The following is a 24,977-nucleotide window of genomic DNA, read 5'->3' as shown; positions in this document are numbered from 1 at the left end:
CCCGGCTACGCGCTCCCCTCTGCGCCGCCCGCCGCATCCACGGCATTCTCGGCGCGTGGGGCAAAGGCTCGACCGGCACGACCCGCAGCCCGAACCACCACCCCGCCCCCGACCGGCAGCGCGCCCCATGCCCGCAGCGCGGCACTGGACTATACGATACGGGGCGATGCGACACGGGGTGATGCACCACAAGCCGCCGCACCCAAAGGCAACGCCCTATGTTCCTGACCGCCCTGACCCTGCAAGCCGGATACAACGCGGCCCTCGTTTCGGTCGGCGCGGGGCTGCTCGGCTTTGCGGCCGGATGCGTGGGGGCCTTCGTCAACCTGCGCCGCCGCGCCCTCGTGTCGGATGCCATGGCCCATGCAACCCTGCCGGGCGTCGGACTGGCCTTCCTCGTCATGGCCGCACTGGGGGGCGAGGGGCGCAATCTCGCAGGGCTGCTCGCCGGGGCCGCCGTTTCCGCAGCCCTCGGCCTCTGGGCGGTGCAACGCCTGATCCGCACGCGCCTGCCCGAAGACACCGCCATCGGCGCGGTGCTTTCCACCTTCTACGGGGCGGGGATCGTGATCCTGACCGTGATCCAGAACCTGTCGCTTGGCCGCCCTGCGGGGCTGGAAGGCTTCCTGCTCGGCTCGACCGCAGGCATGTTGCGCGCCGATGCGATCCTGATCGCGGCGGGCGGGGCGGTCGTGCTTGCTCTGCTCTGGGCGCTGCGCCGCCCGCTCACAATCACTGCCTTCGACCCCGGCCATGCCCGCATGATGGGCCTCTCGCCCCGCCTGCTCGACGCGCTCCTGATGCTCTTGACGCTGGCGGTCGTGCTTCTGGGCCTGCGCGTGGTGGGGCTGATCCTGATCGTGGCGCTCTTGATCACCCCTGCCACCGCCGCCCGCTACTGGACCGACCGCGCCGGCCTCGTCGCGCTGGTCGGCGGCGGGATCGGCGCGGTCTGCGGTTATGTAGGGGCCGCGATCTCGGCCTCGCTGCCCGATGTGCCGACCGGTCCGGTCATCGTGCTGCTGGCCTTTGCCGCCTTCCTCGCCTCGGCGCTGTTTGCGCCACAGCGGGGCATCGTGTCCCGCAGCCTGATGCGCCGCGGCCTGCGCCACCGGATGGCGCGGTGATGGCCAGCCCCTTTCCCGCCCCCGGGTATGTCCGCCAAGAACAACGCCACAGGTCCAGCCATGTACGGCTCTGAATTCGTCCCCCTGACGCTGCCGCCCCTTGTCATCGCGATCCTTGCCGCACTGGCCTGCGCGGGGCCGGGCAATTACCTGATCCTGCGGCGGCAGGCCATGCTCGGGGACGCCATGAGCCATGTCGTCCTGCCCGGCATCGTCGCGGCCTTCCTTCTGTCGGGGAGTGCCGCGCCTCCGATCCTGCTGGCCGGGGCGCTTTGTGCCGCTGCGCTGTCGGCAGGGCTGATCGAGGTGATCCGCCGCCTTGGCGGCACCGATCCGGGGGCGGCGATGGGCATCACCTTCACCGCCATGTTCGCCGCAGGGGTGCTGATGCTCGAACTCTCGGGCGCTGCTTCGGTGCATCTGGATGTGGAACACGCGCTTTACGGCAATCTGGAAGGATTGATCTGGATCGACGCAACCGGCTGGGCCTCGCTGCTCGACCCCGCAGCACTGGCAGGCCTGCCGCCGGAACTGCCCGCCCTCGGGTTGGTCGCGCTGGCGATCCTGCTTGCGCTGAAACTGGCAAGCCGCCCGCTTGCCATCGCCACCTTCGACGAAGGCTTCGCGTGCAGCCTCGGCCTGCCGGTGCGGCTGATCTCGGCCGGTCTGGTGGCCCTCACGGCGCTGGCGGCGGTCGCGGCCTTTTCGGCGGTCGGCTCGATCCTGACCATCGCCATGCTGATTTGCCCGCCCGCCACCGCCCGCCTGCTGACCGATGATCTGGGCAGGCAAATCCGCTTGTCCCTCGGCATCGCCACCGCCGCAGCGACCCTCGGCACACTGGCCGCAGGCTACGGCCCGCCGCTCTTGGGCCTTTCGTTCACCGTCTCGGCCTCGGGGATGATCGCAACCGTCTCGGGCGTTTTTCTCGCCCTCGCCGCCACTCTGTCGCCCCGCCGCCACGGCCACGCGCCAAGGGTCTGACCCCCCTATTCAACAATCCAACCGCCCCTTCCCAAGCAGCCCCCCCGCGCCTATAACGCCCCCGTCAGACAGGAGCCGCCCCATGCGTCAGGCCGAAATCCACCGCAGCACGTCCGAGACCGAGATCGCCGTAACCGTCAACCTCGACGGCACGGGCGCTTACGACAATCACACCGGCGTCGGCTTCTTTGACCACATGCTCGACCAACTGGCCCGCCATTCCCTGATCGACATTACCGTAAAGGCCGACGGCGACCTGCATATCGACGACCACCACACGGTTGAGGATTGCGGCATCGCGCTCGGACAAGCCCTGACCCGCGCGCTGGGCGACAAGAAGGGCATCCGCCGCTACGGCCATTTCAACCTTGCCATGGACGACGCACAGGTCGCCTGCGCGCTCGACCTGTCGGGGCGGCCGTTCCTTGTGTGGAACGTGACCTTCCCCACCCAGAAGATCGGCAGTTTCGACACCGAACTGGTGCGCGAATTCTTCCAGGCCTTGGCGACCCATGGCGGCATCACGCTCCATGTCGACATGGTCCACGGCATCAACAGCCACCACATCGCGGAAGCCGCCTTCAAATCGGTCGCCCGCGCCCTGCGCCAGGCGGCTGAACCCGACCCGCGCATGGCAGGCGTCCTGCCCTCGACCAAAGGCGCGCTCTGACCAAATTTCTCGAAAAGAAATTTGCCAAGGATTTTGGTCAAAATCCTTGGCCCTACCCGACCGGAGCCGCCGCCATGTCCCTCACCGTCCTCGTCGATTATGACAGCGGCAACCTGCATTCCGCCGAAAAGGCCTTTCAGCGCATGGCAGCCGAAACCGGCGCGGGCGAAGTGCTGGTCTCCTCGCACCCCGAAGACGTCGCCCGTGCCACTCGCATCGTGCTGCCCGGTGACGGCGCTTTCCCCGCCTGCCGCCTTGCGCTCGGGGCTTACGGCGGCCTGTTCGAGGCGATTTCGGAAGGCGTGGCCCAAGGAAAACCCTTCCTCGGCATTTGCGTGGGCATGCAGATGCTTGCGACATGGGGGCGCGAATATCACGACACGCGGGGCTTTGACTGGATCGGGGGCGAGGTGGTTCGTATCACCCCCGCCGACCCCGCGCTGAAAGTACCGCATATGGGCTGGAACGATCTGGTGATCGATCAGGCGCACCCCGTGCTCGAAGGAATAGAAACCGGCGATCACGCCTATTTCGTCCATTCCTACCATTTCAGGGTCAGCGACCCCGACCACCTGCTGGCCCATGTGGATTACGCTGGCCCCGTTACCGCCATCGTCGGCCAGGGCAGCGTGATCGGCACCCAGTTCCACCCCGAGAAATCGCAAGCCACCGGCCTGCGCCTGATCGCGAACTTCCTGCGCTGGGCCCCCTGACCGCCCCGCCGCGCCAAGAATTTTCCCAGAAAATTCTTGGCGCCACCCCCGCCGCACGGAAATCTTTCGCAGAAAGATTTCCGCGCCCCGCCCGATAATTTTCGTCGAAAATTATCGGGCGCCCGCGCGCAACCGCTGCCAGAACCGCCCGTCGATCGCAACCAGCCCCGCCGCAATCAGCGCGGCACCGGCCAGATGCTTTGTCTCAAGCACCTCGCCCAGAAACAGCACGCCCAGCAGCACTGCGCTGACCGGGATGAGAAAGGTCACAAGCTGCACGTTCAGTGCGCCCGCCGAAGCCAGCAGCCCGAAAAACAACAGATACGCCAGCGCGGTAGACAGGAACACCAGCCCCGCAATGGCGACAACCGCACCCGTCTCCGGTACCGGCAACAGCCAGGGCCGGTCCACCACCAGCATCACCGGCCCGAGGATCACCGCAGCCGAGGCGCATTGCCCGAAGGCAACGGCCATCGGTGGCAGCCCCGACCGCTTGAACCGCCGCCCCCAGACCCCGGCAAAGGCATAGGACAGCGCCGCCCCCAGACAGGCGAGCTTTGCCAGCACCGTGCCGCCGAACCCCTCGCCCCGCATCATCACCATCACGCCCGCAAAGCCAAGCACCACACCTGTCACACGCGGCCCCGTCATCCGCTCTTCGGCCAGCAGCAGATGCCCGACGAGAACGGTGAAAAGCGGGGTCATCGCGTTCAGGATGGCCGCCAGACCCGCCCCGATCTGGCCTTGGGCAAAGGCGAACAGCGTAAACGGGATGACATTGTTCAAAAGCCCCATCACGACAAGCGCAGGCCAAAGGTTCCGGTGCGGAAACCCCGTCCGCATCAGCATGAGCACGGCTGCCAGCACCGCCGCGCCGAATCCGACACGGCACCAGACAAGCACCAGCGGCGGTACCCCGCCGGCAAGGGCGATACTGACGAAAAGAAACGACCCGCCCCAAAGCAGGGACAGGACGATCAGGCGCAGCCAATCGGCTTTCGACATCGGGCGGCTCTCCGGAGTTGTGCAGGCCTGCCCTTGTCTCGGTCGCTACGCCGCCCGCCGCAACCCGAATCCTGCGTTTTTCACTTCACCCTTGCCCAGGCCCCGCCATCGCGGCAGACGAACAGCACGCAACCCTCGACCGCCAGCCCGTCACCTGTCAGCGTCATCTTCGACTTGTAAGTCTTGTCGCGGTCCGGCGACCAGATCATGCCGCCATCGTAGAATCCGTCACCCTCGGCCACCATATCCCAGATGATCTGTTTGCCGATGTTAGGGCTTTCGACCTCGGCCCCCGTCTGGTCAAAGGCCCGCACCAGCGTGCCGCAAAAGGCCGCACCGCACGGCTTGACCTCGATTTGGCCATAATGCCCGTTGTCATCCGGGGATGTCTTCCACACCCCTTCGACCGGATCGGCCGCAAAGGCCGCTCCAGCTGCAAAAATTCCTGCCAGCACCACTGTGGTTAACCGCACCATGACATCACCTCCCGTGTCGTTACCGCCACCTTCCCCCGATCCGCGCCCCCGTTCAAGCCTGACGCCACGTTCCGCCCTTGCCCGCCCTTTGCCCGCATGGCAAAGCGCACCCATCCCAACCAGCCGGATGCAGCCCATGATCCTCTATCCCGCGATCGACCTCAAAGACGGCCAATGCGTGCGCCTGTTGCGTGGCGAGATGTCCGCCGCCACCGTCTTCGGCGACGATCCGGCGGCACAGGCACTAAAGTTCCAGAGCGCGGGCTGCCAGTGGCTCCACCTCGTCGACCTGAACGGTGCCTTTGCGGGCGCGCCCGTCAACGCCGCAGCGGTCGAGGCGATCCTGAAAGCCGTCACCGTCCCCGCCCAGCTCGGCGGCGGCATACGTGATATGGCGACCATCGCGATGTGGCTCGAAAAGGGCCTCGCCCGCGTGATCCTCGGCACCGTCGCCGTCGAAAACCCGGCCCTCGTGCGCCAAGCCGCCCGCGCCTTCCCCGGCAAGGTGGCCGTCGGCATCGACGCCCGCAAGGGGTTCGTCGCGACCAAAGGCTGGGCGCATGAGACCACCGTGCAGGCCACCGACCTTGCCCGCAGCTTCGAAGATGCAGGCGTCGCCGCAATCATCTACACCGACATCGACCGCGACGGCGCAATGGCCGGCCCCAACATCGAGGCAACAGAATCCCTCGCCCGCGCCGTCACCATCCCCGTCATCGCAAGCGGAGGGGTCAGCCGTATGCAAGACCTGATCGCGCTCAAGGCCACCGGCGTCATCGCAGGCGCCATATCAGGCCGCGCCCTCTACGACGGCGCAATCGACCTCGCCGCGGCGATCAAGACGCTGGACATCTAAGGTCGACGCCCCTCACCAGACCGGCCCCGACGTCCTCACCCGCGGGAAAACACCGGCCCCCGACACCTGGATTGGGTTCTGAGACGGGTCTTTCGCATTGGCAAAGACATACCCTTCACCGCGCTGGACGGTCCCGAACTCCAGCCCTCCGCCCTCGCCCTGGCGCAGAACGCTTCGACATCCTCGACATCGAAGACCAGCTTGACCAACACCTGCCCTTCCCTCTGCGACACGGCCGCAGGGTGCAAAAGTATCGTCACGCCAAAGGTGGCAGGCACCAGTTCCACGATGCGGTCACCGGTCCCGCGTCTGACGGAAAAGCCGAAATGGCACAGTTAAAACGCCGCCATCTCGTCGATCTTATTTGTACAGATAACGATCCGACCCAAGCCAGCCACCATCACACCCGACCTCCAACTTGCACTGCCACAGCCTGACGCAACCAAGCACCCCCGCCACCGGCCCCACGCGACCAGCCAAAGACCAGACCAAAGCACACCGCCCACCAGCCGCCCCACCCCGGCACCTCCCCCAACCTCCCCCGTCCCAACCTCCCCCGTCCCAACCTCCTCCGCCCCGACCCGCCAGCCTTGCCACTGCCCGCACCTTGCCCCGGACGACCCACGACACCTCCCCCAAGTCCAGACAGCAGCCCCAGCCGCAAACCCTTGGCCAGCGCTCCCCACCGCCTGCAACAGCCCTGAAATGCCGAAACGCACCGTCCCTCCCGCTTTCACACTCGCCCAAATATCCCGCAGGGGGTCCGGGGGGCGCGAAGCCCCCCGCTACGCTTCCCCATCCGCAATCCGCAGCAGAACGCCCCTTCCCGCCCCCTTGGCCGAACGCCCCGCAAAGATCGGACAAGGCACGCCACCGTGATCCCCGAACCCACCAAAGGATAGCCTCCGGCCACCAGCCCCCGCCGCGCAATCCCGCCGCTTGCGCTCCCCTGCTCTTGCTACAGCCACGCTCCACGAAGACGCCCGAAACGCACCGTCCCTCCCGCTTTCACACGCGCCCGAATATCCCGCAGGGGGTCCGGGGGGCGCCAAGCCCCCCGGCGCTTTGCGCAAAACCGACACGTCACCCCCAGGGCGCGGGCTCGTCGAATGCCATCTGGCCAAAGACGTTCTCGCGGTGCCAGCGCAGGTTCTCGGGATGTGGCCAGTCCCGCGCATCGGCGGGCAGGCGCAACCTCCCCTCCGCTGCGATCAGCCGGTCCGACACCTCGTGCGGCACCTTGTTGCGAGACACGAGGATGCTCATGTCATCCGCCACCGACAGCAATCCGCGGTCGAACATCCAGTGCAGCGTGCCCGAAAGCGCCAGCCCGTTCCTCACGGAATCGCTTCCCAGTCTCTCGACGGGGCGGATATGGGCCGCCTGCACCTCGGGCCGCCCGCCACCGTTGCGCAGCCGTAACCCCGAAATGGCGCAGCGGTAGTCATAGGCCGCGCGCACCTTCCGCCGGAATGCCACGTCGCGGTAGGGCCTGCTCGTCAACCGCTCGATCACAGGCCGCTCGAAAACCCCGGCCCCGTCATCAATTTCGACTGCGGGATCGTACCGCCGCGCCTCCTCGGCCTCCAGATCCTGCGGCAGGCCCAGCCCGACGATCCGCGCGAAATCGGCCTCGGTCACGCGCCGCACGGCCAGTTGCACCGCGCCGCCCTTCTTGGGGCTGCCATCCGCCCCGGCCAAGGCCGCCTCCAGCACGCGCCCGTCCAGCAATCGCGGCACCTCGCGGTCAAAGGGCAGGAAACTGCCCGGCACGATCCGCGCCAGATAGCGGTCGGGCACATCCGGCTTGGGCACCACCTCGCCGATCCGCGCCACGGCGAAATACCCCCGCTGCCCCGCCTTGGCGGGTTCGTAATAGATCGCCCAATCCCCGACCCCTTCCCGAACCGCCTTCAGATAGGCTTTCGGAAAGTCGTAAACGCGGTCCGGCTCGTCATCGTAGATCGAACCCGCCTTATGGAGTAAAACCAGCTTTGCCATTGCACCAGAAAAGCCCGTCCCGCACCGCTTTGCAACCGCCACATCGGGCTTGACGCCCGTCCCCCCGCAGGTTCAGCTTTCCCCTGTCCGACAGTCCAAGGTGCCCCATGTTCCAGCCCCCCGTCCCGCGCCGATGAAACGCGCCGCCTATATCATCCTCGCCGCGATCATCGCCGTCTGTCTCCTCCCCGTCCTGTCGACGCTCGCCGCCTACGCCACCGCCTCAACCCTCGGCTGCCAACTCGACGAAGGCTCCATCCACCCCTGCCCCGCCTTCGGAACCGACATCGGCCCGGCCCTCTACACCGCCGCCATGCTGGGCTGGCTCGCCCTCGCCACCCTGCCCGCCGCGGCCCTCTCCGGCCTGCTCATCTCGCTTCTGGCACTTTCCGACCTGATCCGTTACCTCTGGCGCCGAACCCGCCACAGGTGATCCATGCTCAAAACCCGCCTCATCCCCTGCCTCGACGTGGCCGATGGCCGCGTGGTCAAGGGCGTGAACTTCGTCTCTCTGCGCGACGCGGGCGATCCGGTCGAAGCCGCCCGCGCCTATGACGCGGCAGGCGCAGACGAGCTGTGCTTTCTCGACATCCACGCTACCCACGAAAACCGTGGCACCATGTTCGACCTCGTCACCCGCACCGCCGAACAATGCTTCATGCCGCTCACCGTGGGCGGCGGCGTCCGCACCCCCGAAGACGTACGCGCCCTGCTTCTGGCGGGGGCCGACAAGGTCTCGTTCAACTCCGCAGCCGTGGCCGACCCCGATGTCGTGGCCCGCGCCGCCGACCGCTTCGGCTCGCAATGCATCGTCGTGGCCATCGACGCCAAGACCGTATCCCCCGGCAAATGGGAGATCTTCACCCACGGGGGGCGCAAAGCCACCGGCATAGACGCCATCGACTTCGCCCGCACCGTCGCCGCCAAAGGCGCGGGCGAGATCCTGCTCACCTCGATGGACCGTGACGGCACCAAGGGCGGCTACAACCTGCCCCTCACCCGCGCGGTCAGTGACGCCGTCTCGGTCCCCGTCATCGCATCGGGCGGTGTCGGCACCCTCGACCACCTCGTCCAAGGCGTCACCAAAGGCGGCGCCTCCGCCGTCCTTGCCGCCTCGATCTTCCACTTCGGCGAATTCACGATTGAACAGGCAAAGGCCCACATGGCCGCCGCCGGCATCCCCATGAGGCTCGCATGACACCCCTCCACCGCCTCGCCGCCACGATAGAAGCCCGCAAGACCGCCGACCCCGACAGCAGCTGGACCGCCAAACTCCTGTCCAAAGGCCCGGAAAAATGCGCCGAGAAATTCGGCGAGGAAGCCGTCGAGGCGATCATCGAAGCCGTCAAAGGCGACCGCACCAAACTGACGGCAGAGGCCGCCGACGTCCTCTACCACCTCCTCGTCATGCTCACGTCCCGCGACGTGACGCTCGACGAGGTGCTGGCGGAATTGGAGCGGCGGGAAGGGGTATCAGGGATTGCGGAGAAGGCGGGGCGGTAGGGGATGTCCTAACAAGAGTGTTGACTCTACAAGCCCAATTAGTGTCTACTTCTTAAGGTTGTAATTTTAAGAGTGAGCCAAAGCAGATGCCGGCATTGCACAATTATCGCCTGTTCATCAGCCATGCTTGGTCATACAGTGAAAGATACAACCGAGCTGTGCGTTTCCTAAATGAAGCGCCCAATTTTAGATGGTCTAACTACTCTGTACCTGTTGATGACGCATTCCCGAGGATGAGTTCTGCACAACTCACCGAAGCAATACGGAACCAAATTAGACCTGTACAGTGCGTCGTTATTGTTTCTGGAATGTATGTAAACCATAGTGATTGGATCCAGTTCGAAATGGATTTCGCTAAGGATCTGGGGAAACCCATATTGGGCATTCGAAGGTGGGGCGAACAACGTACGCCAGTTGCAGTTGAAACAGCGGCAGATGAAATGGTTTCTTGGAATTCCGCATCAATTGTGTCGGCCATAAGAAGGCTTGTACCGTGAAAAGTTTTTCCTACCCCCCAATTTACCATGCAGCTGGAGACTTTTCAGATAAATCGCAGCAACGTTATTTTAGACTCATAATCCTTGAATATGCCTTGTTGATAGTTGCGTCATTCGTCTCAGCGAATGCTTATGAAGACCGAACGTATTATGCAGGTTCAGCCCTCATTTTCCTTATTACCATGATGGTCGCTGCTACGCGCAACTGGTTAAAACCTGAGCAAGATTGGTACAAGGGGAGGGCTCTTGCGGAATCGATAAAGACTTCTTCTTGGCGGTATGCCATGCGCTCCGCTCCTTTTGGGAACGAGAACGACGAAGCCGAGACCCGCGAAGAGTTTCAGCAGCATTTACGACTGATTTTGGATGCCAATAGGTCCATTGGCGACAAGATACCTGCTGACAGAGCGGCAGAAGATCAAATTACCTCTCGAATGGGAGAGATTCGCGCCTCGGACTGGATGGAAAGATTAAAGTTTTATCGGGAGCATCGAGTTAATGAACAGCTTAGATGGTACACAAAGCGCGCCGAAGAGAACAAGAACAGGAGCACGCTCTGGGTAGGAACAGCAATCATAATTTATTTGTTCGCCATCGCTGCAAGCCTCATGCGCATTGCGCACCTTGAAATCGGCATTATTCCAGTCGACACGTTTATTCTTGCCGCATCAACTATAGTTGGCTGGACACAAATCAAGAAATTTAATGAATTAGCCTCATCGTATACTTTAACCGCACACGAAATCGGCCTTACATTCGGCCCATTAAGACAAGTTAAGAATGAAGAGCAACTCGCCAAATTTGTATTAGAAGCTGAACAAGCTTTCTCTCGCGAGCATACGCAATGGGTCGCTCGTCAATCGTTTCAATAGCCGCCCCCCCCCTCACAACCCCAACCTCCCCATCTCTATCGCCGGACAGCGGTCCATCACCACCGCCACCCCCGCCGCCCGTGCCCGCGCCGCAGCCGCCTCGTCCACCACGCCAAGCTGCATCCAGACCGCCACCAGCCCCGGCAGCACGCGCAGCGCCTCGTCCACCACCGCGCCTGCCTCCTCGGACCGGCGGAAGATGTCGACCATATCCACCGGCCCATCGATTTCGGACAGTGACGCCCGCACCACCTCGCCCAGCGCCACCTGCCCGGCCTGTCCGGGGTTGACCGGAACAACCCGGTACCCGCGCCGGTGCAAAAACGCCGCCACCCCGTGGCTTGCCCGCTCGGGCTTGGGCGACCAGCCGACCACGGCAATCGTCTTCACCCGCCCCAGCACATCGCGGATCACCGCATCCCCGTCGCTGCCATCCATCGCAGATCCCCTTATCCAGCCGTCCGCAGCCTAGCGCCCCACCCGCAAAAGAAAAAGACGCCCGAGCCTTGCGGGCCGGGCGCCAGTCGCGGAACGAGGGACAGTGAATAGAAAGGACGGGAGTTCCGGGCCCGCCCCTCTGCTGTGACTTAGAAACCGCAAAGCCGAATTAAAGTTCCCATCAACGGAACGTGACCGCAAACGGGCAGCAACCAAACCCCGACAGACCGACGATCAGGACAGGGGCAAAGCGCAGTTGCACCATCCCTGCGACCGACCTTGCAGCTGACTTTGGGGTGAACCGCGCTGGCGTTGCCCCCTTCGCCTCATCCGGTTTGAGATTGACGCTGAGACAGCGCAAGCCTTCGACCAGGGAACAAGAACCAGCCAAGGTGCAGCGGTCAGGTGGGCGGTGATGTGGCCGCCAAGGTCGGGGGGGACGCTTTGACCTTCAAGATTCCGCCCGACGCTCAGGTGATGGTCTGCTTTATTCTGCGCCTCGAACGCTTGCCGCAGCGCCGGAACGCTGCGGCAAGGGTGGTGTTACTGCGCGGCCTTGCGCTTGCCTTTGACGATCAGGTGCTCGGGTCCGTAGGGGAAGCCGGTGATATTGCGGTTGCCCTTGTCGGTGATCACCAGGATGTCATGCTCGCGGTAGCCGCCCGCGCCTGCCATGTGGTCCGGAATGGTGATCATCGGCTCCATCGACACCACCATGCCCGGCTCCAGAACCGTGTCGCAATCCTCGCGCAGCTCAAGCCCCGCCTCGCGGCCGTAGTAGTGGCACAGCACGCCGAACGAATGGCCATAGCCGAACGAGCGGTATTGCAGCAGGTTCTCGGCCGCATACATCTCGTTCAATTCCTTGGCGATATCGCTGCACTTGTTGCCCGGAACCAGCAGCTCCTTGCCCTTGTCATGGACCTTGCAGTTGAAGTCCCACAGCCGGATATGCTCGTCACTCGCGTGTTCCGCAAACAGCGTGCGCTCCAGCGCCACATAGTAGCCGGCCACCATCGGGAAGCAGTTGAGCGACAGGATGTCGCCCGCCTCGATCTTGCGGCTGGTCACCGGGTTATGCGCGCCGTCGGTGTTGATGCCCGACTGGAACCACGTCCAGGTGTCCAAAAGCTCGCCCTGCGGCCAGATGCGGGCGATCTCGCGCACCATGGTGGCGGTGGAATGCAGCGCGACCTCGTGCTCGGGGGCGCCGACCGCGATGGCTTCCACCACGGCGCCGCCGCCGATATCGGCGATGCGGGTCATCTTTTCGATATGGGCGATTTCCTCGGCCGATTTGATCATCCGCAGCTTCATCGAATGGCCTGCGATGTCGACGAATTCCACGCCGGGGAATTCGGACTTGAGCAGGTTCAGCGTGTCGATGGTGATGTGGTCGAACTCGATCCCCAGCCGCTTGACGCCGCCGGTCAGCTGGCGGATCGCGTGGAAATAGTTGTCCTTTTGCCAGTCGGTATAGGTGACATTCTTGCCACCGAAGGTCCGCCGCCACGGCTGCCCGCCGTCGATGCCCGCAGAAATCGACGTGGCGACCGAATGGTCCACCAGAAACCCGTAGCGCCGCCCGAACTGGCAGAACATGAAATCCGAGTAGTAGTTGATGCAATGGTAGCTGGTGAACAGCGCCGCATCGATGCCTTCCCTGGCCATCACACCCCGGATCGCATCCAGACGCCGCTGCATCTCGGTCGCCGAAAACGTGGGCGCAACGGGCGTGCCGTTGCCGACATAGTTCTGAAGTCTCTCGCGTTGCATGGGGCGCACTCCTGTCCTGATCTGCGTTCATGATCCATCAAGACGAAAGCCCTTGTCAAAAGAGCCTTTCTCATAAAAACATTAGAAAAACTCATACAAAGGCCCGCCCCGTGCTCCTCCCCCTCAACGCCCTTCGCGCCTTCGAGGCCGTCGTCCGCACCGGCTCGTTCACCGCTGCCGCAGACCAGCTCTTCGTCACGCAAAGCGCCGTCAGCCACCAGATCAAGCACCTCGAGGACTGGTTCGGCACCCCCCTCTTCCTGCGTGAAGGCAACCGCCCCAAACCCCTTCCCTTCGCCGAGGAACTGGCCCGCAACCTCTCGCTCTCCTTCGGCCAGATCGCCACCGCCTGCCAGCGCGCCCGCGATGCCTCCACACGGCAAACCCTCGTGATCGCGGCGATCCCTTCGGTCGCCATTTGCTGGCTGATCCCCCGCCTCGCCGGCTTCCGCGCAGCAAGGCCCGACATCGACATACGCATCATCTACGCCATGCACGGCCGCGACATCGACTTTGCCAATGTCCACCTCGCCTTCGTCTTCTCGCGTGGCAGCGTCTCGCTTCCCGGATCGCGGATCGAACCCTTCCTGCCCGGCCATTCGGTCCCCGTCTGCAGCCCCGCCCTCGCCGCGACGATCGACCCCGCCGCCCCGCCGGTCGAAACGATCCTCTCCCTCCCCCTCCTGCACGACACCGACCACACGGGCTGGCAGGAATGGTTCGACCGCGCGGGCGCCGCCCACCGCCCTGCCGCCGCAGGCCCGATCTTCGAAGATTTCAACCTCCTGCGCGCCGCCGCGCTCTCCGGTCAGGGCGTCGCCCTCTGCCCACTCGCCATGGTCCGCCCCGATATCGAGGCCAACCGCCTGACGCGCCTTTCCGACGTTACCGTACTCGACGATACCGGCTACTACCTGCTCTGGGGGCCCCTCGGCTCGGCCGCCCTGCTCGAACAGGCCCGCGCCTTTCGCGACTGGGCCTTCGCCGAACGCTCGCTGCAAGACTGGCAGACCGATCAATCCCGATAGGACAGGGCAACCGCCCGACCCCGGGGCCGCCTTCCCCAGCCAAAGGCACCCCCCGCCTCCTGTGCGTCTCGGAATGGGTCGGTCAGACCATAGGACAGGTTGGAACCATCCATCAAAGCGCGCAAATTCGGCCAAACGTAGGAGAAAGCCTGTGCCGGTCGACACGCTTCATTCGCTAAGGATCGCTTACGCGGCCACACCCGAAGTGGCCCCCTCGGCCGCCCTTGCCGCAGCGCTCCGCACCCTGTCGTCGCGCGGGATCGCCCAGCTCAACGACGAACTGGCCGAACTGGGCGTGTCTGTAGACCAAACATCCGGCAAGGTGACGATCCCCCGATCCCGACGCGCCCCGCAGGCCCGCTGACCGCCCTTCATGCCAAGGGAACAAATCTCCGCCGACGGCAGTTTCCCGCGCAACATCCACCCGGTCTCTGGCAAGTTTATGCCGACCTAATCCGGAAGAGGTCTGCCTTGTATATTCTCGTGGCGATCTGCACACCGGTCCTCAACGGTGCCCAATATCTAAAGGAAGCACTCGACTCCGTGCAGGCACAGACCTACCCGAACCTCGTCCACGTCGTCAGCGACAACGCCTCGACCGACGAAACCGCCGAAATCCTCGCCCGTTACCGCAACGCCCGCGTCCCGGTCGTGACCTCGCGCGCGGCTGTCGTGCTGCCGCAGATGGCCAACTGGAACCGCGCGCTGGACCTTGCGCCACATCAGGCGCGGTGGGTCAGGTTGCTCTGCGCCGATGACCGCATCCGCCCCGACACCATCGCCCGCGCCACAGCCTTGGGCGAAAGCAATCCTGCAATCGGCTTGGTCGGATGCGGCCAGTTCCGCAACGAGACCATCGAGAACATGCGCTGGGGCGCAGAACCGCTCGTTCTCGACGGCCACGAAGCCTGCCGCAGATATTTCGAATACCAGGGCAGCCTGATGGGGCCCCACATGCTCGTCCGGCGCGATCTCGTCTACGCCAAGGGCCGCCCCTTCGACGAAACGCTGGTCCTCGCCGACAATGACATGTGCCTGCGCGTGTTGCAGGATGCGGCCTTCGCCTTCGATCCCGAACCGCTCGGTTTCACCCGCGAACACGACGCCGCCATCAGCCGCGACGTCATTTCGAGGCGGAAACTGCACTTCCTCGAATGGCTGATCTACATGGACCGCTACGGGCCGAACGTCTATCCCCCCGACCGCTTCCGCGAACTCCGCCGGACATACCTGCGCCATTACGTCCGGCGGATGCTGACATGGCCGGCAGACGTCCGCGCGCTGCACCTGCGGCGACTAAGCGACTACGGCGTCCGCATCGGGGCGACGAACCGGCTGGATGCACTGGTGAACTGGGTCGGAAAACGCCTGAGACTTCAGGACGCCTGGGTCGGCTACCCCTTCTGAACGTCCGGTCGGCTAAAGCACGGCGCCACCTCGGGGCCAAAGGGTGCCAGACTGCGCCCCCCCAGACTGCGCCCATCAGACTGCGCCCCTCCAAGCGACTGGTCCTGTCACAGGCCCGGCCTCGTCGCGATGGTGTCGATGGTCCCGGTATGCGCCGCAGCCCGTGCCGTGCCGTGGCGTGCCAGACCGCATCATCCCGCTCCGCCGCAAGCATCCCGAAGCTATTTTATTGCCGACAGGGTCGAAATGAACCGCGAGAACAACTCGCCCTGCGACCCGATCTGCAGCTTGGCGTAGATGTTGCGCTTGTGGATACGCACCGTGCCGGGCGTAATGCCCATGGCCTGACCCGTCGCCTCGGCGGAATAGCCTTTCAACGTATACTCCACCACTTCCGTCTCGCGCGCGGTCAGCAGGTTGCGCCCCACGCTGCGGAAAGCGCGGTCGATCAGCGATGTCAGCGCCGGCCCTTGCCCCTCGCGCGGCACCTCGCCAAACTGCGCCAGCAGATCCCCCCAGTTCCGCCGCACCACAGCCGCCACAAAGGGCAGCGCCGCCTCCAGATCGCGGAATTCCCGCGCTGAAAACACCCGCAGGCTGCGCATTGCCGAAATCACCACGCGCACGCCCTGCCCCGCATCGACCATGAAACCGATCTCTTCGGCCAGTTCGGTGCGAACATAGTAATTGCGGAAATACTCGCCCTGATAGAACCGGTCGGGCGCAAGGTCGCGCAGACGCACCAGACGCGGCACGGTCAGGGGCTGCACCGTGGCATGCAGGTAGAACGGATCGAGCAGATAGGGCCCGGCCTGATAATCGGCCACCATCACCTTGCGCTTCCAGTCGGGAAACTCGTCATGCAGCGCCAAAGGCCGCCGATCGCCATGATAGGCAAAGGTCACGCTATGTTCGAACGGCGCAAGCGTCCGCAACGCCGCAATCAGCGCAGGCGCGAACTCCGGCCCGTGCAGCGCGTCGACCACACCGGCGCTTGCCTTGTGCCAGCCCATCCCCCGCGCTTGCCCCCTTTTGCCGTCCTCTATGCCTTTTGGGATATATACAGTCTTTCCCCCCCTTCATAGGCTACAGGCATAATCGGAACGGAAAGCACCGCGCAGCAACCGCAGGGATCAGATGTCGGGCCCGCCCCAAAGCCAGCACTTGCAGACAGCCCCGATCATCGCGGAATTCGTGGCGACCACGAAACGCTACGGGACCGTTCTGGCCGCAGACCGCCTGAACCTGCAAATCCGGCGGGGCGAGTTCCTGTCCTTCCTCGGCCCGTCCGGCTGCGGCAAGACGACCGCGCTACGCATGCTCGCAGGGCTCGAGTCCCCGACCGAAGGCCGCATCCTGATCGACGGGCAGGATATGTCCGGCTCGCCCGCGCACCAGCGCCCCGTCAACATGGTGTTCCAGCAATACGCCCTGTTCCCGCATATGACAGCGGCCGAAAATGTCGGCTACGGCCTGCGCCAGCGCCGCCCGCGCCTTGCCGCGGCTGAAATCGCGCGCCGCGTGGATCGCGCACTTGAAACGGTCCGCTTGCCCGAATTCGGGCCGCGCCGCATCTGGCAGATGTCGGGCGGCCAGCAACAGCGCGTGGCGCTGGCTCGGGCCATCGTGAACGAACCCAAGATGCTGCTCCTCGACGAACCCATGGCAGCCCTCGACGCCAAACTCCGCGCCGAGATGCAAATGGAACTGCTTTCGCTGCAACGCTCGCTCGGCATCACTTTCGTTCTGGTCACGCATGACCAGCAGGAAGCACTGTCGATGTCCGATCGCATCTGCATCATGGGTCAGGGGCGCATCGCCCAGATCGGCACGCCGCGCGAACTCTACGACCGCCCCGCCAACCGCTACGTCGCGGGTTTCGTCGGTCGCGCGAACATCCTGCCCGCAAAGGTGCGGTCGCAAACCGGACAGGACGCGCAGGTATCGCTGGGCGACGGGCTAGATGTGACGGTACAAGCCCCCTTTGCCGTAACGGCGGGCCAGCAGGTCCACATCTCGATCCGCCCCGAGGCGCTGCGCCTCTCGGCCATCCCGCCCGCAGATGCCTCTGGCCTCGCGATCGCCGCGCAGATCACGCACAAGACGTTTCTCGGCGAACATATCGAATGCCTGCTGCACCATCCCCTTCTGGGGCAGGTGCAGGTGACTTTGCCCAGACAGGCCGAAAGAAGCCTGTCGGGTGCCGACGTGGGGACGACCGTCCACGTTCTGTGGGATCACGGCGAAGGCCTGATCCTCGGTCAAGACTGACACCTCCAACAAGGGAATGGATCCATGCAAGACGACAAGGCTCCGATCACTCGGCAGAAGTTTATCGAAGAGTTGCTACGTTACAAGAAAGGCTCGGTCAGCCGCCGCCACTTTCTGGGCGTGACGGGGCTTGGCACCGCCATGGCCGTGATGGGCGTGCCGCTCCTGCGCCCGTCGCGCGCCTTTGCCCAAGGCATCGGCGATCAGGTGGTTCTGGCGACATGGCCGAACTATCACGATCCGGCCAACTTCGACACATTCGCCGCCGAAACCGGTGCGGCGGTGCAGGTCAATGTCTTCGGCTCCAACGAAGAGATGCTGGCCAAGTTGCAGGCGGGCGGCTCGGGCTGGGATGTGTTCGTGCCCACGAACTATACCATCACCACCTATGTCGAAGCCGACCTGATCGAACCGCTCGACCTGTCCAAGCTGCCCAATTACGACGCCACGACATTCGAGGCACGCTTTGCCGAAGCAGGCAGCGTCCGCGGCAAACTCTATGCCGTGCCCAAGAACTGGGGCACCACCGGCATGGCATGGGACAGCACCAAGGCAAAGGCGCCCTTCACCAGCTGGAAGGACTTCTTCGACATCACCAAGACCGATTTCTCGGGCCGGACCATGGTGCATGACTACCAGCTGACCACCATCGGCAGCGCGCTGAAATACTTCGGCCATTCCTTCAATTCGGTCGATCCGGCCGAACTCGCCGATGCCGAAAAGCTGCTGATCGAGGTAAAGCCCCACCTCTTCGCGATCACCTCCGATTACCAGCCCGCCATGCGAAACGGCGATGCTTGGCTGACCATGTGCTGGACCGGCGAAGGCAAGCAGATGAACCGCGACATCCCCGAAATCCACTTCGCCCTTGGCAAGGATGGCGGCGAGATCTGGTCCGACTACTACGCCATCCCGAAAAACGCGCCGAACCGCGAAGCCGCCTACGCCCTGATCAACTACCTGATCACCCCCGAGGTCAACGCGCGCGAGGCGATGGCCCACGGCTTCCCCGTCGCGGATTCCCGCGTGAACGCCCTCTTGCCACCCGAAGTGCTGTCCGACCCGATCCTCTATCCTGCGGCAGACCTTCTGAACGCGCAGGAATTCGGCGCGGCGGTAACCCTGACCGACCCGAACCGCGCCGAGGTCATGGCACGGTTCAAGTCGGCATAAGGCGGGAACGGACCGGACGATGGCCATGACGCGGCAAAAGACGCGCTATCTGCTGTTGGGTCCTGCGGGGCTCTGGTATGCGGCGCTTCTGGTGCTGCCCTTGGCCGTCGTCCTCGTCTATTCCTTCGGCGAACGCGCGGCGGCGGGCGGTTACGCCCCCGCCTTCACCCTTGCCCAATACGCCAATCTGGGCAGCCGCTGGGCAGCGTTCAAGAACACCTTCATGCTGGCCCCCGCCGGAACGCTCGCGGCCCTGCTGATCGCCTATCCGCTGGCCTATTTCCTCGCCGTCCGCGTCACCGCCCGATGGCGCACCGTGCTTCTGGTCCTCGTGATCGTGCCGTTCTGGACCTCGATCCTGATCCGCTCCTATGCGTGGATCTTCCTCTTGGGCGGGCGCGGCATACCGCAACTGCTGGCCGACCTCGGTCTGGGCGACTTGCGGCTGATCAACACACCCTTCGCCGTGCTCTTGGGCATCGTCTACGGCTACCTTCCGCTGATGGTCTTTCCCATCTACGTCAGTCTGGAAAAGCTCGACAAACGCCTGCTCGAGGCCGCCTCCGATCTTGGCGCCCCGCCATGGCGGCGCTTCATGCAGATCACCCTGCCGCTGTCCCTGCCCGGAATTGCCACGGGGTCGATGCTCGTCCTGATCCTGCTGATGGGCGAATACCTGATCCCGCAGATGCTCGGCGGCGGAAAGGTGTTCTTCGTCGGCAACGCGCTGGTCGATCTTTTCCTGCAATCGCGCAACTGGGCCTTTGGCTCGGCCATGGCGGTGACACTGGTCGCCACGATGCTTGTCGTTGTCACGCTCTACATGCGGTTCTTGCGTCGCATCGGGGCGGCACGCGACGATGTCGGCCTGATGTAGGGGGCCGGAATGCGCATCTACGCCACGCTCGTCTATATCTTCCTCTATCTCCCCATCGGGATCATCGCGCTGTTCAGCTTTTCGGCGGGGCGCTCGGCCAGCCAGATGCAGGGCTTTTCCCTGCAATGGTATGGCAAGGCTCTCTCAAACCCCTTCGTGGTCGATGCGCTGCAAACCTCGGCCTCGGTCGCCTTCGTCTCGGCCGTGCTGGCCTCGGTCTTCGGCACCATGGCCGCACTCGCCCTGACCGGCATGACCGGACGCATCCGCGTGCTCTTCGATGCGATGGTCTATGTCGCGATCATGATCCCCGGCATCGTCATCGGCATCGCCACGCTGATCGCGCTCGTCACCCTGTTTGACACCGTCAACCCGTGGCTCGAATCCCTGACCGGCTACCGGCTGTCGATGGGCTTTGCCAGCCTGACCGCGGCGCATGTCCTTTTCACCATGTCGCTCGTCATCGTCATTGTCCGCGCCCGGATCGAGGCGCTGGACCGCACCCTGATCGAAGCGTCCGGCGATCTGGGCGCAGGACCGCTGGCCACCTTCTGGCAGGTGACGCTCCCCCTGCTCGCCCCGGCGATCCTTGCAGGCTTCCTTCTCAGCTTCACCTTCAGCTTTGACGATTTCATCATCGCCTTCTTCGTCGCAGGCTCCGAAACGACCCTGCCGATCTACATCTTCTCTTCCATCCGGCGCGGCGTGACGCCGGAAATCAACGCCATCGGAACCATGGTCATGGGGGCATCTCTCCTGCTGCTCGTCATGGCGCAGGTTCTGTTGCGCCGCTCGACCAAGGCAGAACGGACATGAAGCGGGGGATGCGATGACAGGCTGTCTCGACGGCAGGATCGTGCTGGTAACCGGCGCAGGCTCCGGCATCGGGCGGGCAGGCGCAATCGCCATGGCCCGCGAAGGTGCCACCGTGGTCGCAACCGACCTAGACCCCGCCCTGTCACAGGCAACCTGTGATGCGATCTTCGCCTCGGGCGGCAAGGCCCAACCCCTCGCGCTCGACGTGCGCGACGATGCGGCCATGGCCGCCTGTGTCGCAGCAACCCTTGCACGGCACGGCCGGATCGACGTTCTGCACTCGCACGCCGGCATCCAGATCGCTGGCCGCCTCGAAGACGTGACACCCGACCAGATGGACCTTGCATGGCAGTTGAACGTAAGGGCGCATTTCGTGCTTGCCCGCGCCGTGCTGCCCGCCATGCGGTCGCAGGGGGGCGGTTCTGTCATCGTGACCGCCTCGAATTCGGGCTGCCAGTATGACCGCGGCATGATCTCCTATGCCACCACCAAACATGCCGCCGTCGCCATGGTCCGCCAGATGGCCGCCGACTACGCGCGCGAGAATATCCGTTTCAACGCGCTTTGCCCCGGCTTCGTCGACACCCCCTTCAACGCAGGCTTCGAACGCCAGATGGGCGGGCGCAGCCAACTCGAAAGCTACGTGCGCGACACCATCCCGATGGGCCGTTGGGCCACGCCCGAAGAAGTGGCCGACGGGATCGTCTTCCTCGCCTCCGACAGATCGTCCTTCGTCACCGGCCTCGCCTTGGTGATCGACGGCGGCGAGATCCTCTGACCGCGCAGAAATCCCCCATGTCGATCGGGCGTGGTATGGGCTTGAAATCTCCGTCATCGGCGCATGGCGCGGCTATCGCTTTCTGCGGTGGTGACGGACGGATTGATCCGTCGAAAGGCCGGCACGAAACGCCTTGCCGAAGCGGGCGCGACCCTGTGCGAGAGCGCAAGCCTCCCCGCACACCGCACCACCAAGACCGCCGAACCCTATGTGACAGGGGCTAACAGGGCGATAGTGGCGACAAACAAAATGCCCAAGCCCGCAAACATTGCCTGCACCCCGTTTGACCAACCCGACCAACAGCGGCGTCGAACCTTGCAGACAAGCTGTCAGTCTCCGACGATTTCATAAGAAATTTTGGCAGCCCGTAGGGGAGTCGAACCCCTCTTACCTGGTTGAAAACCAGGTGTCCTAACCGATAGACGAACGGGCCGCGGTTGGTGGGCGGTGTCTAATCGGCGGCGGGGTGACTCGCAAGAGGAAAAATGCACCGGACAGCACGCGCGGGTTTCGAAACCGGACCAAAGGCTTGCCTCGGCACGGCAGCCCGCCACAGGTCAGGCGCGGGCGGCGTCCTCGACGCGCAACTGCACCTTGGTCCGGCCGTTCCAGGTGTTCAACTCCAGCCGCCCGGCAATGTGAAACCGGGTATGCCCCCCCTCGAACAGCGCAGGCCCAAGCGCCGTATCGAACGCCCCGAAGGCCACCCCTTCAAGGCTCCCGCCCATGCCGTCCTTGATCGTCAGCCGCAGGTGGCTTTCGCCGATGCGACGCGCAGTCACTGCCATGTCGGCAAAGGCAAAGCGCGGCGCGGGCGACGATGCGCCAAAGGGTCCGGCCTCCTCCAACCGCTCGACCAGCGCAAGGTCTGCGCCGGAAGGCATCAACAACCCGTCAAGCTTCAGGTCCGCAGGCCCGCCTGCCCCCGCACCCTGACGGGCAAGCAATTCCGACAGGCGCGCCATCGCGGCCTCCACCTTGTCTTGCGCCACGGTCAGCCCTGCCGCCATGCGGTGCCCGCCGCCCTTGACCAGCAACCCCTCCTCGGCCAGCCGGTGGATCGACGCGCCCAGATCGACACCGGAAACCGATCGCCCCGACCCTTTGCCGATGCCGCCTTCGAACCCGATGACAATCGCGGGGCGGTTCGTCGCCTCTTTCAGGCGGCTCGCGACGATGCCGACGACACCGGGGTGCCACCCCTCGGCCGCCGCCCAGACCAAGGGCGCATCAAAGCCCCGCGCTTCGGCCTGCGCCATGGCTTCCTCGCGCACGCGGGCCTCGATATCGCGGCGCTCGGTGTTCAACTCGTCCAGCCGCTCGGCCAGCGCCTTGGCCTCGTGCTCGTCGCCGCAGCACAAAAGCCGCGCGCCCAGATCCGCCTGCCCGATCCGCCCGCCTGCATTGACCCGCGGACCCAGTAGAAACCCCAGCGAATGGCAGGTCGGCGCAGTGTCGAGCCGCGAGATATCGGCCAGCGCCCGCAACCCCACGCGCTCGCGCCGCGCCATCACCTTAAGCCCTTGCCGCACCAGCGCCCGGTTCACCCCGACCAACGGCGCCACATCCGCCACCGTCGCCAGCGCCACCAGATCGAGCATCCCCATCAGGTCAGGCCCCGTCACGCCCTCGCCCCGCAACAGCCGGTTGGCCTCGACCAGCATCAAAAACACCACCGAGGCCGCGCATAAATGGCCCAGCGCGCCATCCTCGTCCTGCCGGTTGGGGTTCACCACGGCCAAAGCGGGCGGCAGCGTGTCGGCGCCAAGGTGATGGTCCAGCACCACCACATCCGCCCCCGCAGCCACGGCGGCGGCAATCGGTTCATGCGAAAGGGTGCCGCAATCGACGCAGATGACCAGATCATGCGTCCCCGCAAGCGCCCGCATCGCAGGCACGTTCGGACCATACCCCTCATCGATCCGGTCAGGGATATACAGCGTGGCATCATGCCCCATCGCCCGCAGCCACAGGATCACCAAAGCAGCCGAAGTGCCCCCGTCGACATCGTAATCGGCAAAGACGGCAACCCTTTGCCGCGCCTTCAGCGCCGCGAGAAACCGCGCCGCAGCCTTGGCCATATCGCGCAACGACAGCGGGTCCGGCAAAAGATCGCGCAGCGCGGGCGCCAGATAGGCCGCCGCATCGGCAGGTGCTACCCCGCGCTTGACCAGCGTATGACACAGCGCCATCGGAAGGCGCGTCTGCTGCGCCATGGCCTCGGCCAGACGCGCCTCATCCTCGGACGGGCCGATCCAGCGGCGTCCGGTCAGCGAGGCTTCGACATTCAGAAAAGCGCGTCCCGTCATGGCGCAATGGGATGGCGCAAAGCGGCGCGCGTCGCAAGGGCGGAAGTGCTGCAAGGGGGTTTCACCCCCTCGGCGCTGCGCGCCTCACCCCGAGGATATTTGAACGAGCATGAAAGGCCAAAACGGCGCTGCTTTCACACTCGTCCAAATATCCTCGGGAGGTGAGCCGCTTGCGGCGAGGAGGGCAGACAGCCCTCCTGCAACGCCTGCGTCAGCTGCTGCGGTGCAAGGCTGCCGCACTCCCTCCCCCGCCTCGGGGGAGGGTCGGGGTGGGGGTCACTTGGCAGGGCTGCGATAGCTCATCCGGCGCACCGATCCGGTTTTCGAGCGCATCAGGATGGTTTCCGTGGTGATCCAGCCCGGCTCGCGCTTGATGCCAGCAAGCAGCGACCCATCGGTCACGCCGGTCGCGGCAAAGATCACGTCGCCGCGCACCAGATCGTCGCGGGTATAGACACGGTCAAAGTTGGTGATCCCCGCCTTGCGGGCGCGGGCGCGTTCGTCGTCGTTGCGGAACAACAGCTTGCCGTAGAACTGCCCGCCCATGCATTTCAGCGCGGCGGCGGCCAGCACCCCCTCGGGCGCACCCCCCGATCCCATATACATGTCGATCCCCGTCACCTCGGGCTCGGCGCAATGCATCACACCCGCCACATCGCCATCGGTGATCAGCCGGATCGCCGCCCCCGTGGCGCGCAATTCGGCGATCATCTCCTCGTGGCGCGGGCGCTCCAGCACGCACACCGTGATATCGGTCGTCGAGCAGCCCTTGGCCGCCGCCAGCGCGTTCACCCGCTCCGAAGGCGTCATCGCCAGCGTCACCGTCCCCGTCTTGAACCCCGGCCCGATCGCCAGCTTCTCCATATACACATCCGGCGCATGCAGCAGCGTGCCGCGCGGCGCCATGGCGATCACGGTCAGCGCGTTGGGCATGTCTTTGGCGGTCAGCGTCGTCCCCTCCAAGGGGTCGAGTGCTATGTCCACCGCAGGCCCCTGCCCCGTGCCGACCTCCTCGCCGATGAACAGCATCGGCGCCTCGTCGCGCTCGCCCTCGCCGATCACCACCACTCCGGCGATCTCCAGCAGGTTCAACTGGTCGCGCATCGCATTCACCGCCGCCTGATCGGCCGCCTTCTCGTCGCCACGCCCGATCAACCGCGCCGATGCCAGCGCCGCCGCCTCGGACACACGGGCAAGGCCCAGCGAAAGAAGACGGTCCTGAAATTCCTGCTTGTCGGCCATGATCGGTGCTTGTCCTTTGGGTTCGGTTGCAGCCCCCTTAGCCAAGGGCCATCGGGGCGGCAAGTTTGTTGGCGCTAACAGCCCCTCGGCCGCCACTGCCGCCCCTGAAACCCCGCCCGCCGCCGCTGCGTTCCGCTTTCGCGAGCAAAGCCGCGATC

The 24,977-nt window shown here is 64.7% G+C and carries 26 protein-coding genes and 1 tRNA gene; 18 read left to right on the top strand and 9 right to left on the bottom strand.

Annotated elements, in window-relative coordinates; translation table 11 throughout:
* Nucleotides 1-218 precede the first annotated feature (218 nt).
* The 4 genes from HYN69_RS04280 to hisH all read left to right on the top strand — a co-directional run bounded on the left by HYN69_RS04280 (nucleotide 219) and on the right by hisH (nucleotide 3,494).
* Complete coding sequence (locus HYN69_RS04280; RefSeq protein WP_108434656.1) at nucleotides 219-1,127, top strand: metal ABC transporter permease; 909 nt, start codon at nucleotides 219-221, stop codon at nucleotides 1,125-1,127.
* A 60-nt stretch (nucleotides 1,128-1,187) separates the two neighbouring features.
* Nucleotides 1,188-2,111: a metal ABC transporter permease gene (locus tag HYN69_RS04275; RefSeq protein ID WP_108434655.1), complete on the top strand. Its 924-nt coding sequence runs from the start codon at nucleotides 1,188-1,190 to the stop codon at nucleotides 2,109-2,111.
* Between the two features lie 82 nt (nucleotides 2,112-2,193).
* The gene (gene hisB, locus HYN69_RS04270; protein ID WP_108434654.1) at nucleotides 2,194-2,781 is read left to right on the top strand and encodes an imidazoleglycerol-phosphate dehydratase HisB; all 588 of its coding nucleotides are present in this window, start codon (nucleotides 2,194-2,196) and stop codon (nucleotides 2,779-2,781) included.
* Between the two features lie 74 nt (nucleotides 2,782-2,855).
* On the top strand, nucleotides 2,856-3,494 hold the full coding sequence (gene hisH / locus HYN69_RS04265; protein WP_108434653.1) for an imidazole glycerol phosphate synthase subunit HisH: 639 nt from the start codon (nucleotides 2,856-2,858) through the stop codon (nucleotides 3,492-3,494).
* A gap of 111 nt (nucleotides 3,495-3,605) precedes the next feature.
* Here hisH and HYN69_RS04260 read toward each other — a convergent pair whose 3' ends face one another.
* Nucleotides 3,606-4,499, bottom strand: a complete 894-nt coding sequence (locus tag HYN69_RS04260; RefSeq protein WP_108434652.1) for a DMT family transporter — start codon at nucleotides 4,497-4,499, stop codon at nucleotides 3,606-3,608.
* A gap of 80 nt (nucleotides 4,500-4,579) precedes the next feature.
* Nucleotides 4,580-4,975, bottom strand: coding sequence for a DUF2147 domain-containing protein (locus tag HYN69_RS04255; RefSeq protein ID WP_108437029.1), 396 nt, complete (start codon nucleotides 4,973-4,975; stop codon nucleotides 4,580-4,582).
* Nucleotides 4,976-5,111: 136 nt separating this feature from the next.
* Here HYN69_RS04255 and hisA point away from each other — a divergent pair, with 136 nt between their 5' ends.
* The gene (gene hisA / locus HYN69_RS04250) at nucleotides 5,112-5,831 is read left to right on the top strand and encodes a 1-(5-phosphoribosyl)-5-[(5-phosphoribosylamino)methylideneamino]imidazole-4-carboxamide isomerase (RefSeq protein ID WP_108434651.1); all 720 of its coding nucleotides are present in this window, start codon (nucleotides 5,112-5,114) and stop codon (nucleotides 5,829-5,831) included.
* Between the two features lie 1,083 nt (nucleotides 5,832-6,914).
* Here the strand turns inward: hisA and HYN69_RS04240 are convergent.
* Nucleotides 6,915-7,832, bottom strand: a complete 918-nt coding sequence (locus HYN69_RS04240; protein WP_108434650.1) for an HNH endonuclease — start codon at nucleotides 7,830-7,832, stop codon at nucleotides 6,915-6,917.
* 133 nt (nucleotides 7,833-7,965) lie between these two features.
* Between HYN69_RS04240 and HYN69_RS04235 the strand changes: the two genes are divergently transcribed.
* From HYN69_RS04235 to HYN69_RS04215, 5 genes are all read left to right on the top strand, one after another.
* Entirely contained in the window at nucleotides 7,966-8,265 is a 300-nt protein-coding gene (locus HYN69_RS04235; RefSeq protein ID WP_108434649.1) for a hypothetical protein, read from the top strand.
* Nucleotides 8,266-8,268: 3 nt separating this feature from the next.
* Nucleotides 8,269-9,030: an imidazole glycerol phosphate synthase subunit HisF gene (hisF, locus tag HYN69_RS04230; protein ID WP_108434648.1), complete on the top strand. Its 762-nt coding sequence runs from the start codon at nucleotides 8,269-8,271 to the stop codon at nucleotides 9,028-9,030.
* On the top strand, nucleotides 9,027-9,335 hold the full coding sequence (locus tag HYN69_RS04225) for a phosphoribosyl-ATP diphosphatase (protein ID WP_108434647.1): 309 nt from the start codon (nucleotides 9,027-9,029) through the stop codon (nucleotides 9,333-9,335). The genes hisF and HYN69_RS04225 overlap by 4 nt, the downstream gene beginning before the upstream one ends.
* Before the next feature lie 86 nt (nucleotides 9,336-9,421).
* The gene (locus HYN69_RS21880; protein ID WP_108434646.1) at nucleotides 9,422-9,832 is read left to right on the top strand and encodes a TIR domain-containing protein; all 411 of its coding nucleotides are present in this window, start codon (nucleotides 9,422-9,424) and stop codon (nucleotides 9,830-9,832) included.
* Nucleotides 9,784-10,704, top strand: a complete 921-nt coding sequence (locus HYN69_RS04215; protein WP_216824646.1) for a DUF4231 domain-containing protein — start codon at nucleotides 9,784-9,786, stop codon at nucleotides 10,702-10,704. The genes HYN69_RS21880 and HYN69_RS04215 overlap by 49 nt, the downstream gene beginning before the upstream one ends.
* Nucleotides 10,705-10,716: 12 nt before the next feature.
* On the opposite strand, the gene HYN69_RS04210 is transcribed toward HYN69_RS04215, so the two are convergent.
* Both HYN69_RS04210 and HYN69_RS04205 read right to left on the bottom strand, forming a co-directional pair.
* Nucleotides 10,717-11,142, bottom strand: coding sequence for a CoA-binding protein (locus HYN69_RS04210; RefSeq protein ID WP_108434645.1), 426 nt, complete (start codon nucleotides 11,140-11,142; stop codon nucleotides 10,717-10,719).
* Between the two features lie 543 nt (nucleotides 11,143-11,685).
* The gene (locus tag HYN69_RS04205; protein WP_108434644.1) at nucleotides 11,686-12,918 is read right to left on the bottom strand and encodes an aminopeptidase P family protein; all 1,233 of its coding nucleotides are present in this window, start codon (nucleotides 12,916-12,918) and stop codon (nucleotides 11,686-11,688) included.
* A 110-nt stretch (nucleotides 12,919-13,028) separates the two neighbouring features.
* On the opposite strand from HYN69_RS04205, the gene HYN69_RS04200 reads away from it, so the two are divergent.
* From HYN69_RS04200 to HYN69_RS04190, 3 genes are all read left to right on the top strand, one after another.
* Nucleotides 13,029-13,946: a LysR substrate-binding domain-containing protein gene (locus tag HYN69_RS04200; protein WP_230426480.1), complete on the top strand. Its 918-nt coding sequence runs from the start codon at nucleotides 13,029-13,031 to the stop codon at nucleotides 13,944-13,946.
* Nucleotides 13,947-14,097: 151 nt separating this feature from the next.
* Nucleotides 14,098-14,310: a hypothetical protein gene (locus HYN69_RS04195; RefSeq protein ID WP_108434642.1), complete on the top strand. Its 213-nt coding sequence runs from the start codon at nucleotides 14,098-14,100 to the stop codon at nucleotides 14,308-14,310.
* Nucleotides 14,311-14,417: 107 nt separating this feature from the next.
* Nucleotides 14,418-15,353 (top strand): glycosyltransferase, encoded by a 936-nt coding sequence (locus HYN69_RS04190; protein WP_159082353.1) that lies wholly within the window; start codon nucleotides 14,418-14,420, stop codon nucleotides 15,351-15,353.
* A 221-nt stretch (nucleotides 15,354-15,574) separates the two neighbouring features.
* Here the strand turns inward: HYN69_RS04190 and HYN69_RS04185 are convergent, their stop codons facing one another.
* Complete coding sequence (locus HYN69_RS04185; RefSeq protein WP_108434640.1) at nucleotides 15,575-16,366, bottom strand: helix-turn-helix transcriptional regulator; 792 nt, start codon at nucleotides 16,364-16,366, stop codon at nucleotides 15,575-15,577.
* Nucleotides 16,367-16,490: 124 nt separating this feature from the next.
* Here HYN69_RS04185 and HYN69_RS04180 point away from each other — a divergent pair, with 124 nt between their 5' ends.
* The 5 genes from HYN69_RS04180 to HYN69_RS04160 are packed head-to-tail and all read left to right on the top strand — an operon-like array spanning nucleotide 16,491 to nucleotide 21,268.
* Nucleotides 16,491-17,624: an ABC transporter ATP-binding protein gene (locus HYN69_RS04180; RefSeq protein WP_108434639.1), complete on the top strand. Its 1,134-nt coding sequence runs from the start codon at nucleotides 16,491-16,493 to the stop codon at nucleotides 17,622-17,624.
* Nucleotides 17,625-17,648: 24 nt separating this feature from the next.
* Nucleotides 17,649-18,797: an ABC transporter substrate-binding protein gene (locus tag HYN69_RS04175; RefSeq protein ID WP_108434638.1), complete on the top strand. Its 1,149-nt coding sequence runs from the start codon at nucleotides 17,649-17,651 to the stop codon at nucleotides 18,795-18,797.
* 19 nt (nucleotides 18,798-18,816) lie between these two features.
* Nucleotides 18,817-19,674 (top strand): ABC transporter permease, encoded by an 858-nt coding sequence (locus HYN69_RS04170; protein ID WP_108434637.1) that lies wholly within the window; start codon nucleotides 18,817-18,819, stop codon nucleotides 19,672-19,674.
* A gap of 9 nt (nucleotides 19,675-19,683) precedes the next feature.
* A complete protein-coding gene (locus HYN69_RS04165; RefSeq protein ID WP_108434636.1) occupies nucleotides 19,684-20,490 on the top strand; it encodes an ABC transporter permease in 807 nt (268 codons plus the stop codon).
* Between the two features lie 13 nt (nucleotides 20,491-20,503).
* A complete protein-coding gene (locus HYN69_RS04160; protein ID WP_108434635.1) occupies nucleotides 20,504-21,268 on the top strand; it encodes an SDR family NAD(P)-dependent oxidoreductase in 765 nt (254 codons plus the stop codon).
* Between the two features lie 358 nt (nucleotides 21,269-21,626).
* On the opposite strand, the gene HYN69_RS04155 is transcribed toward HYN69_RS04160, so the two are convergent.
* From HYN69_RS04155 to glpX, 3 genes are all read right to left on the bottom strand, one after another.
* Nucleotides 21,627-21,701, bottom strand: a tRNA-Glu gene (locus tag HYN69_RS04155).
* Nucleotides 21,702-21,825: 124 nt separating this feature from the next.
* Entirely contained in the window at nucleotides 21,826-23,577 is a 1,752-nt protein-coding gene (gene recJ, locus HYN69_RS04150) for a single-stranded-DNA-specific exonuclease RecJ (protein ID WP_108434634.1), read from the bottom strand.
* A gap of 276 nt (nucleotides 23,578-23,853) precedes the next feature.
* Entirely contained in the window at nucleotides 23,854-24,819 is a 966-nt protein-coding gene (gene glpX, locus HYN69_RS04145; protein WP_108434633.1) for a class II fructose-bisphosphatase, read from the bottom strand.
* Between the last annotated feature and the right edge of the window lie 158 nt (nucleotides 24,820-24,977).

This window comes from Gemmobacter aquarius, from assembly GCF_003060865.1.
In the GTDB taxonomy this organism is placed as follows: domain Bacteria; phylum Pseudomonadota; class Alphaproteobacteria; order Rhodobacterales; family Rhodobacteraceae; genus Paragemmobacter; species Paragemmobacter aquarius.
This window is presented reverse-complemented; position numbering and strand designations above follow the sequence as displayed.

Excerpts from the sequence above, each read along its gene's own strand:
- HYN69_RS04280 (WP_108434656.1), top strand. The coding sequence starts at position 219 with ATGTTCCTGACCGCCCTGACCCTGCAAGCCGGATACAACGCGGCCCTC.
- HYN69_RS04275 (WP_108434655.1), top strand. The coding sequence starts at position 1,188 with ATGTACGGCTCTGAATTCGTCCCCCTGACGCTGCCGCCCCTTGTCATC.
- hisB (WP_108434654.1), top strand. The coding sequence starts at position 2,194 with ATGCGTCAGGCCGAAATCCACCGCAGCACGTCCGAGACCGAGATCGCC.
- hisH (WP_108434653.1), top strand. The coding sequence starts at position 2,856 with ATGTCCCTCACCGTCCTCGTCGATTATGACAGCGGCAACCTGCATTCC.
- HYN69_RS04260 (WP_108434652.1), bottom strand. The coding sequence starts at position 4,499 with ATGTCGAAAGCCGATTGGCTGCGCCTGATCGTCCTGTCCCTGCTTTGG.
- HYN69_RS04255 (WP_108437029.1), bottom strand. The coding sequence starts at position 4,975 with ATGGTGCGGTTAACCACAGTGGTGCTGGCAGGAATTTTTGCAGCTGGA.
- hisA (WP_108434651.1), top strand. The coding sequence starts at position 5,112 with ATGATCCTCTATCCCGCGATCGACCTCAAAGACGGCCAATGCGTGCGC.
- HYN69_RS04240 (WP_108434650.1), bottom strand. The coding sequence starts at position 7,832 with ATGGCAAAGCTGGTTTTACTCCATAAGGCGGGTTCGATCTACGATGAC.
- HYN69_RS04235 (WP_108434649.1), top strand. The coding sequence starts at position 7,966 with ATGAAACGCGCCGCCTATATCATCCTCGCCGCGATCATCGCCGTCTGT.
- hisF (WP_108434648.1), top strand. The coding sequence starts at position 8,269 with ATGCTCAAAACCCGCCTCATCCCCTGCCTCGACGTGGCCGATGGCCGC.
- HYN69_RS04225 (WP_108434647.1), top strand. The coding sequence starts at position 9,027 with ATGACACCCCTCCACCGCCTCGCCGCCACGATAGAAGCCCGCAAGACC.
- HYN69_RS21880 (WP_108434646.1), top strand. The coding sequence starts at position 9,422 with ATGCCGGCATTGCACAATTATCGCCTGTTCATCAGCCATGCTTGGTCA.
- HYN69_RS04210 (WP_108434645.1), bottom strand. The coding sequence starts at position 11,142 with ATGGATGGCAGCGACGGGGATGCGGTGATCCGCGATGTGCTGGGGCGG.
- HYN69_RS04205 (WP_108434644.1), bottom strand. The coding sequence starts at position 12,918 with ATGCAACGCGAGAGACTTCAGAACTATGTCGGCAACGGCACGCCCGTT.
- HYN69_RS04185 (WP_108434640.1), bottom strand. The coding sequence starts at position 16,366 with ATGGGCTGGCACAAGGCAAGCGCCGGTGTGGTCGACGCGCTGCACGGG.
- HYN69_RS04180 (WP_108434639.1), top strand. The coding sequence starts at position 16,491 with ATGTCGGGCCCGCCCCAAAGCCAGCACTTGCAGACAGCCCCGATCATC.
- HYN69_RS04175 (WP_108434638.1), top strand. The coding sequence starts at position 17,649 with ATGCAAGACGACAAGGCTCCGATCACTCGGCAGAAGTTTATCGAAGAG.
- HYN69_RS04170 (WP_108434637.1), top strand. The coding sequence starts at position 18,817 with ATGGCCATGACGCGGCAAAAGACGCGCTATCTGCTGTTGGGTCCTGCG.
- HYN69_RS04165 (WP_108434636.1), top strand. The coding sequence starts at position 19,684 with ATGCGCATCTACGCCACGCTCGTCTATATCTTCCTCTATCTCCCCATC.
- HYN69_RS04160 (WP_108434635.1), top strand. The coding sequence starts at position 20,504 with ATGACAGGCTGTCTCGACGGCAGGATCGTGCTGGTAACCGGCGCAGGC.
- recJ (WP_108434634.1), bottom strand. The coding sequence starts at position 23,577 with ATGACGGGACGCGCTTTTCTGAATGTCGAAGCCTCGCTGACCGGACGC.
- glpX (WP_108434633.1), bottom strand. The coding sequence starts at position 24,819 with ATGGCCGACAAGCAGGAATTTCAGGACCGTCTTCTTTCGCTGGGCCTT.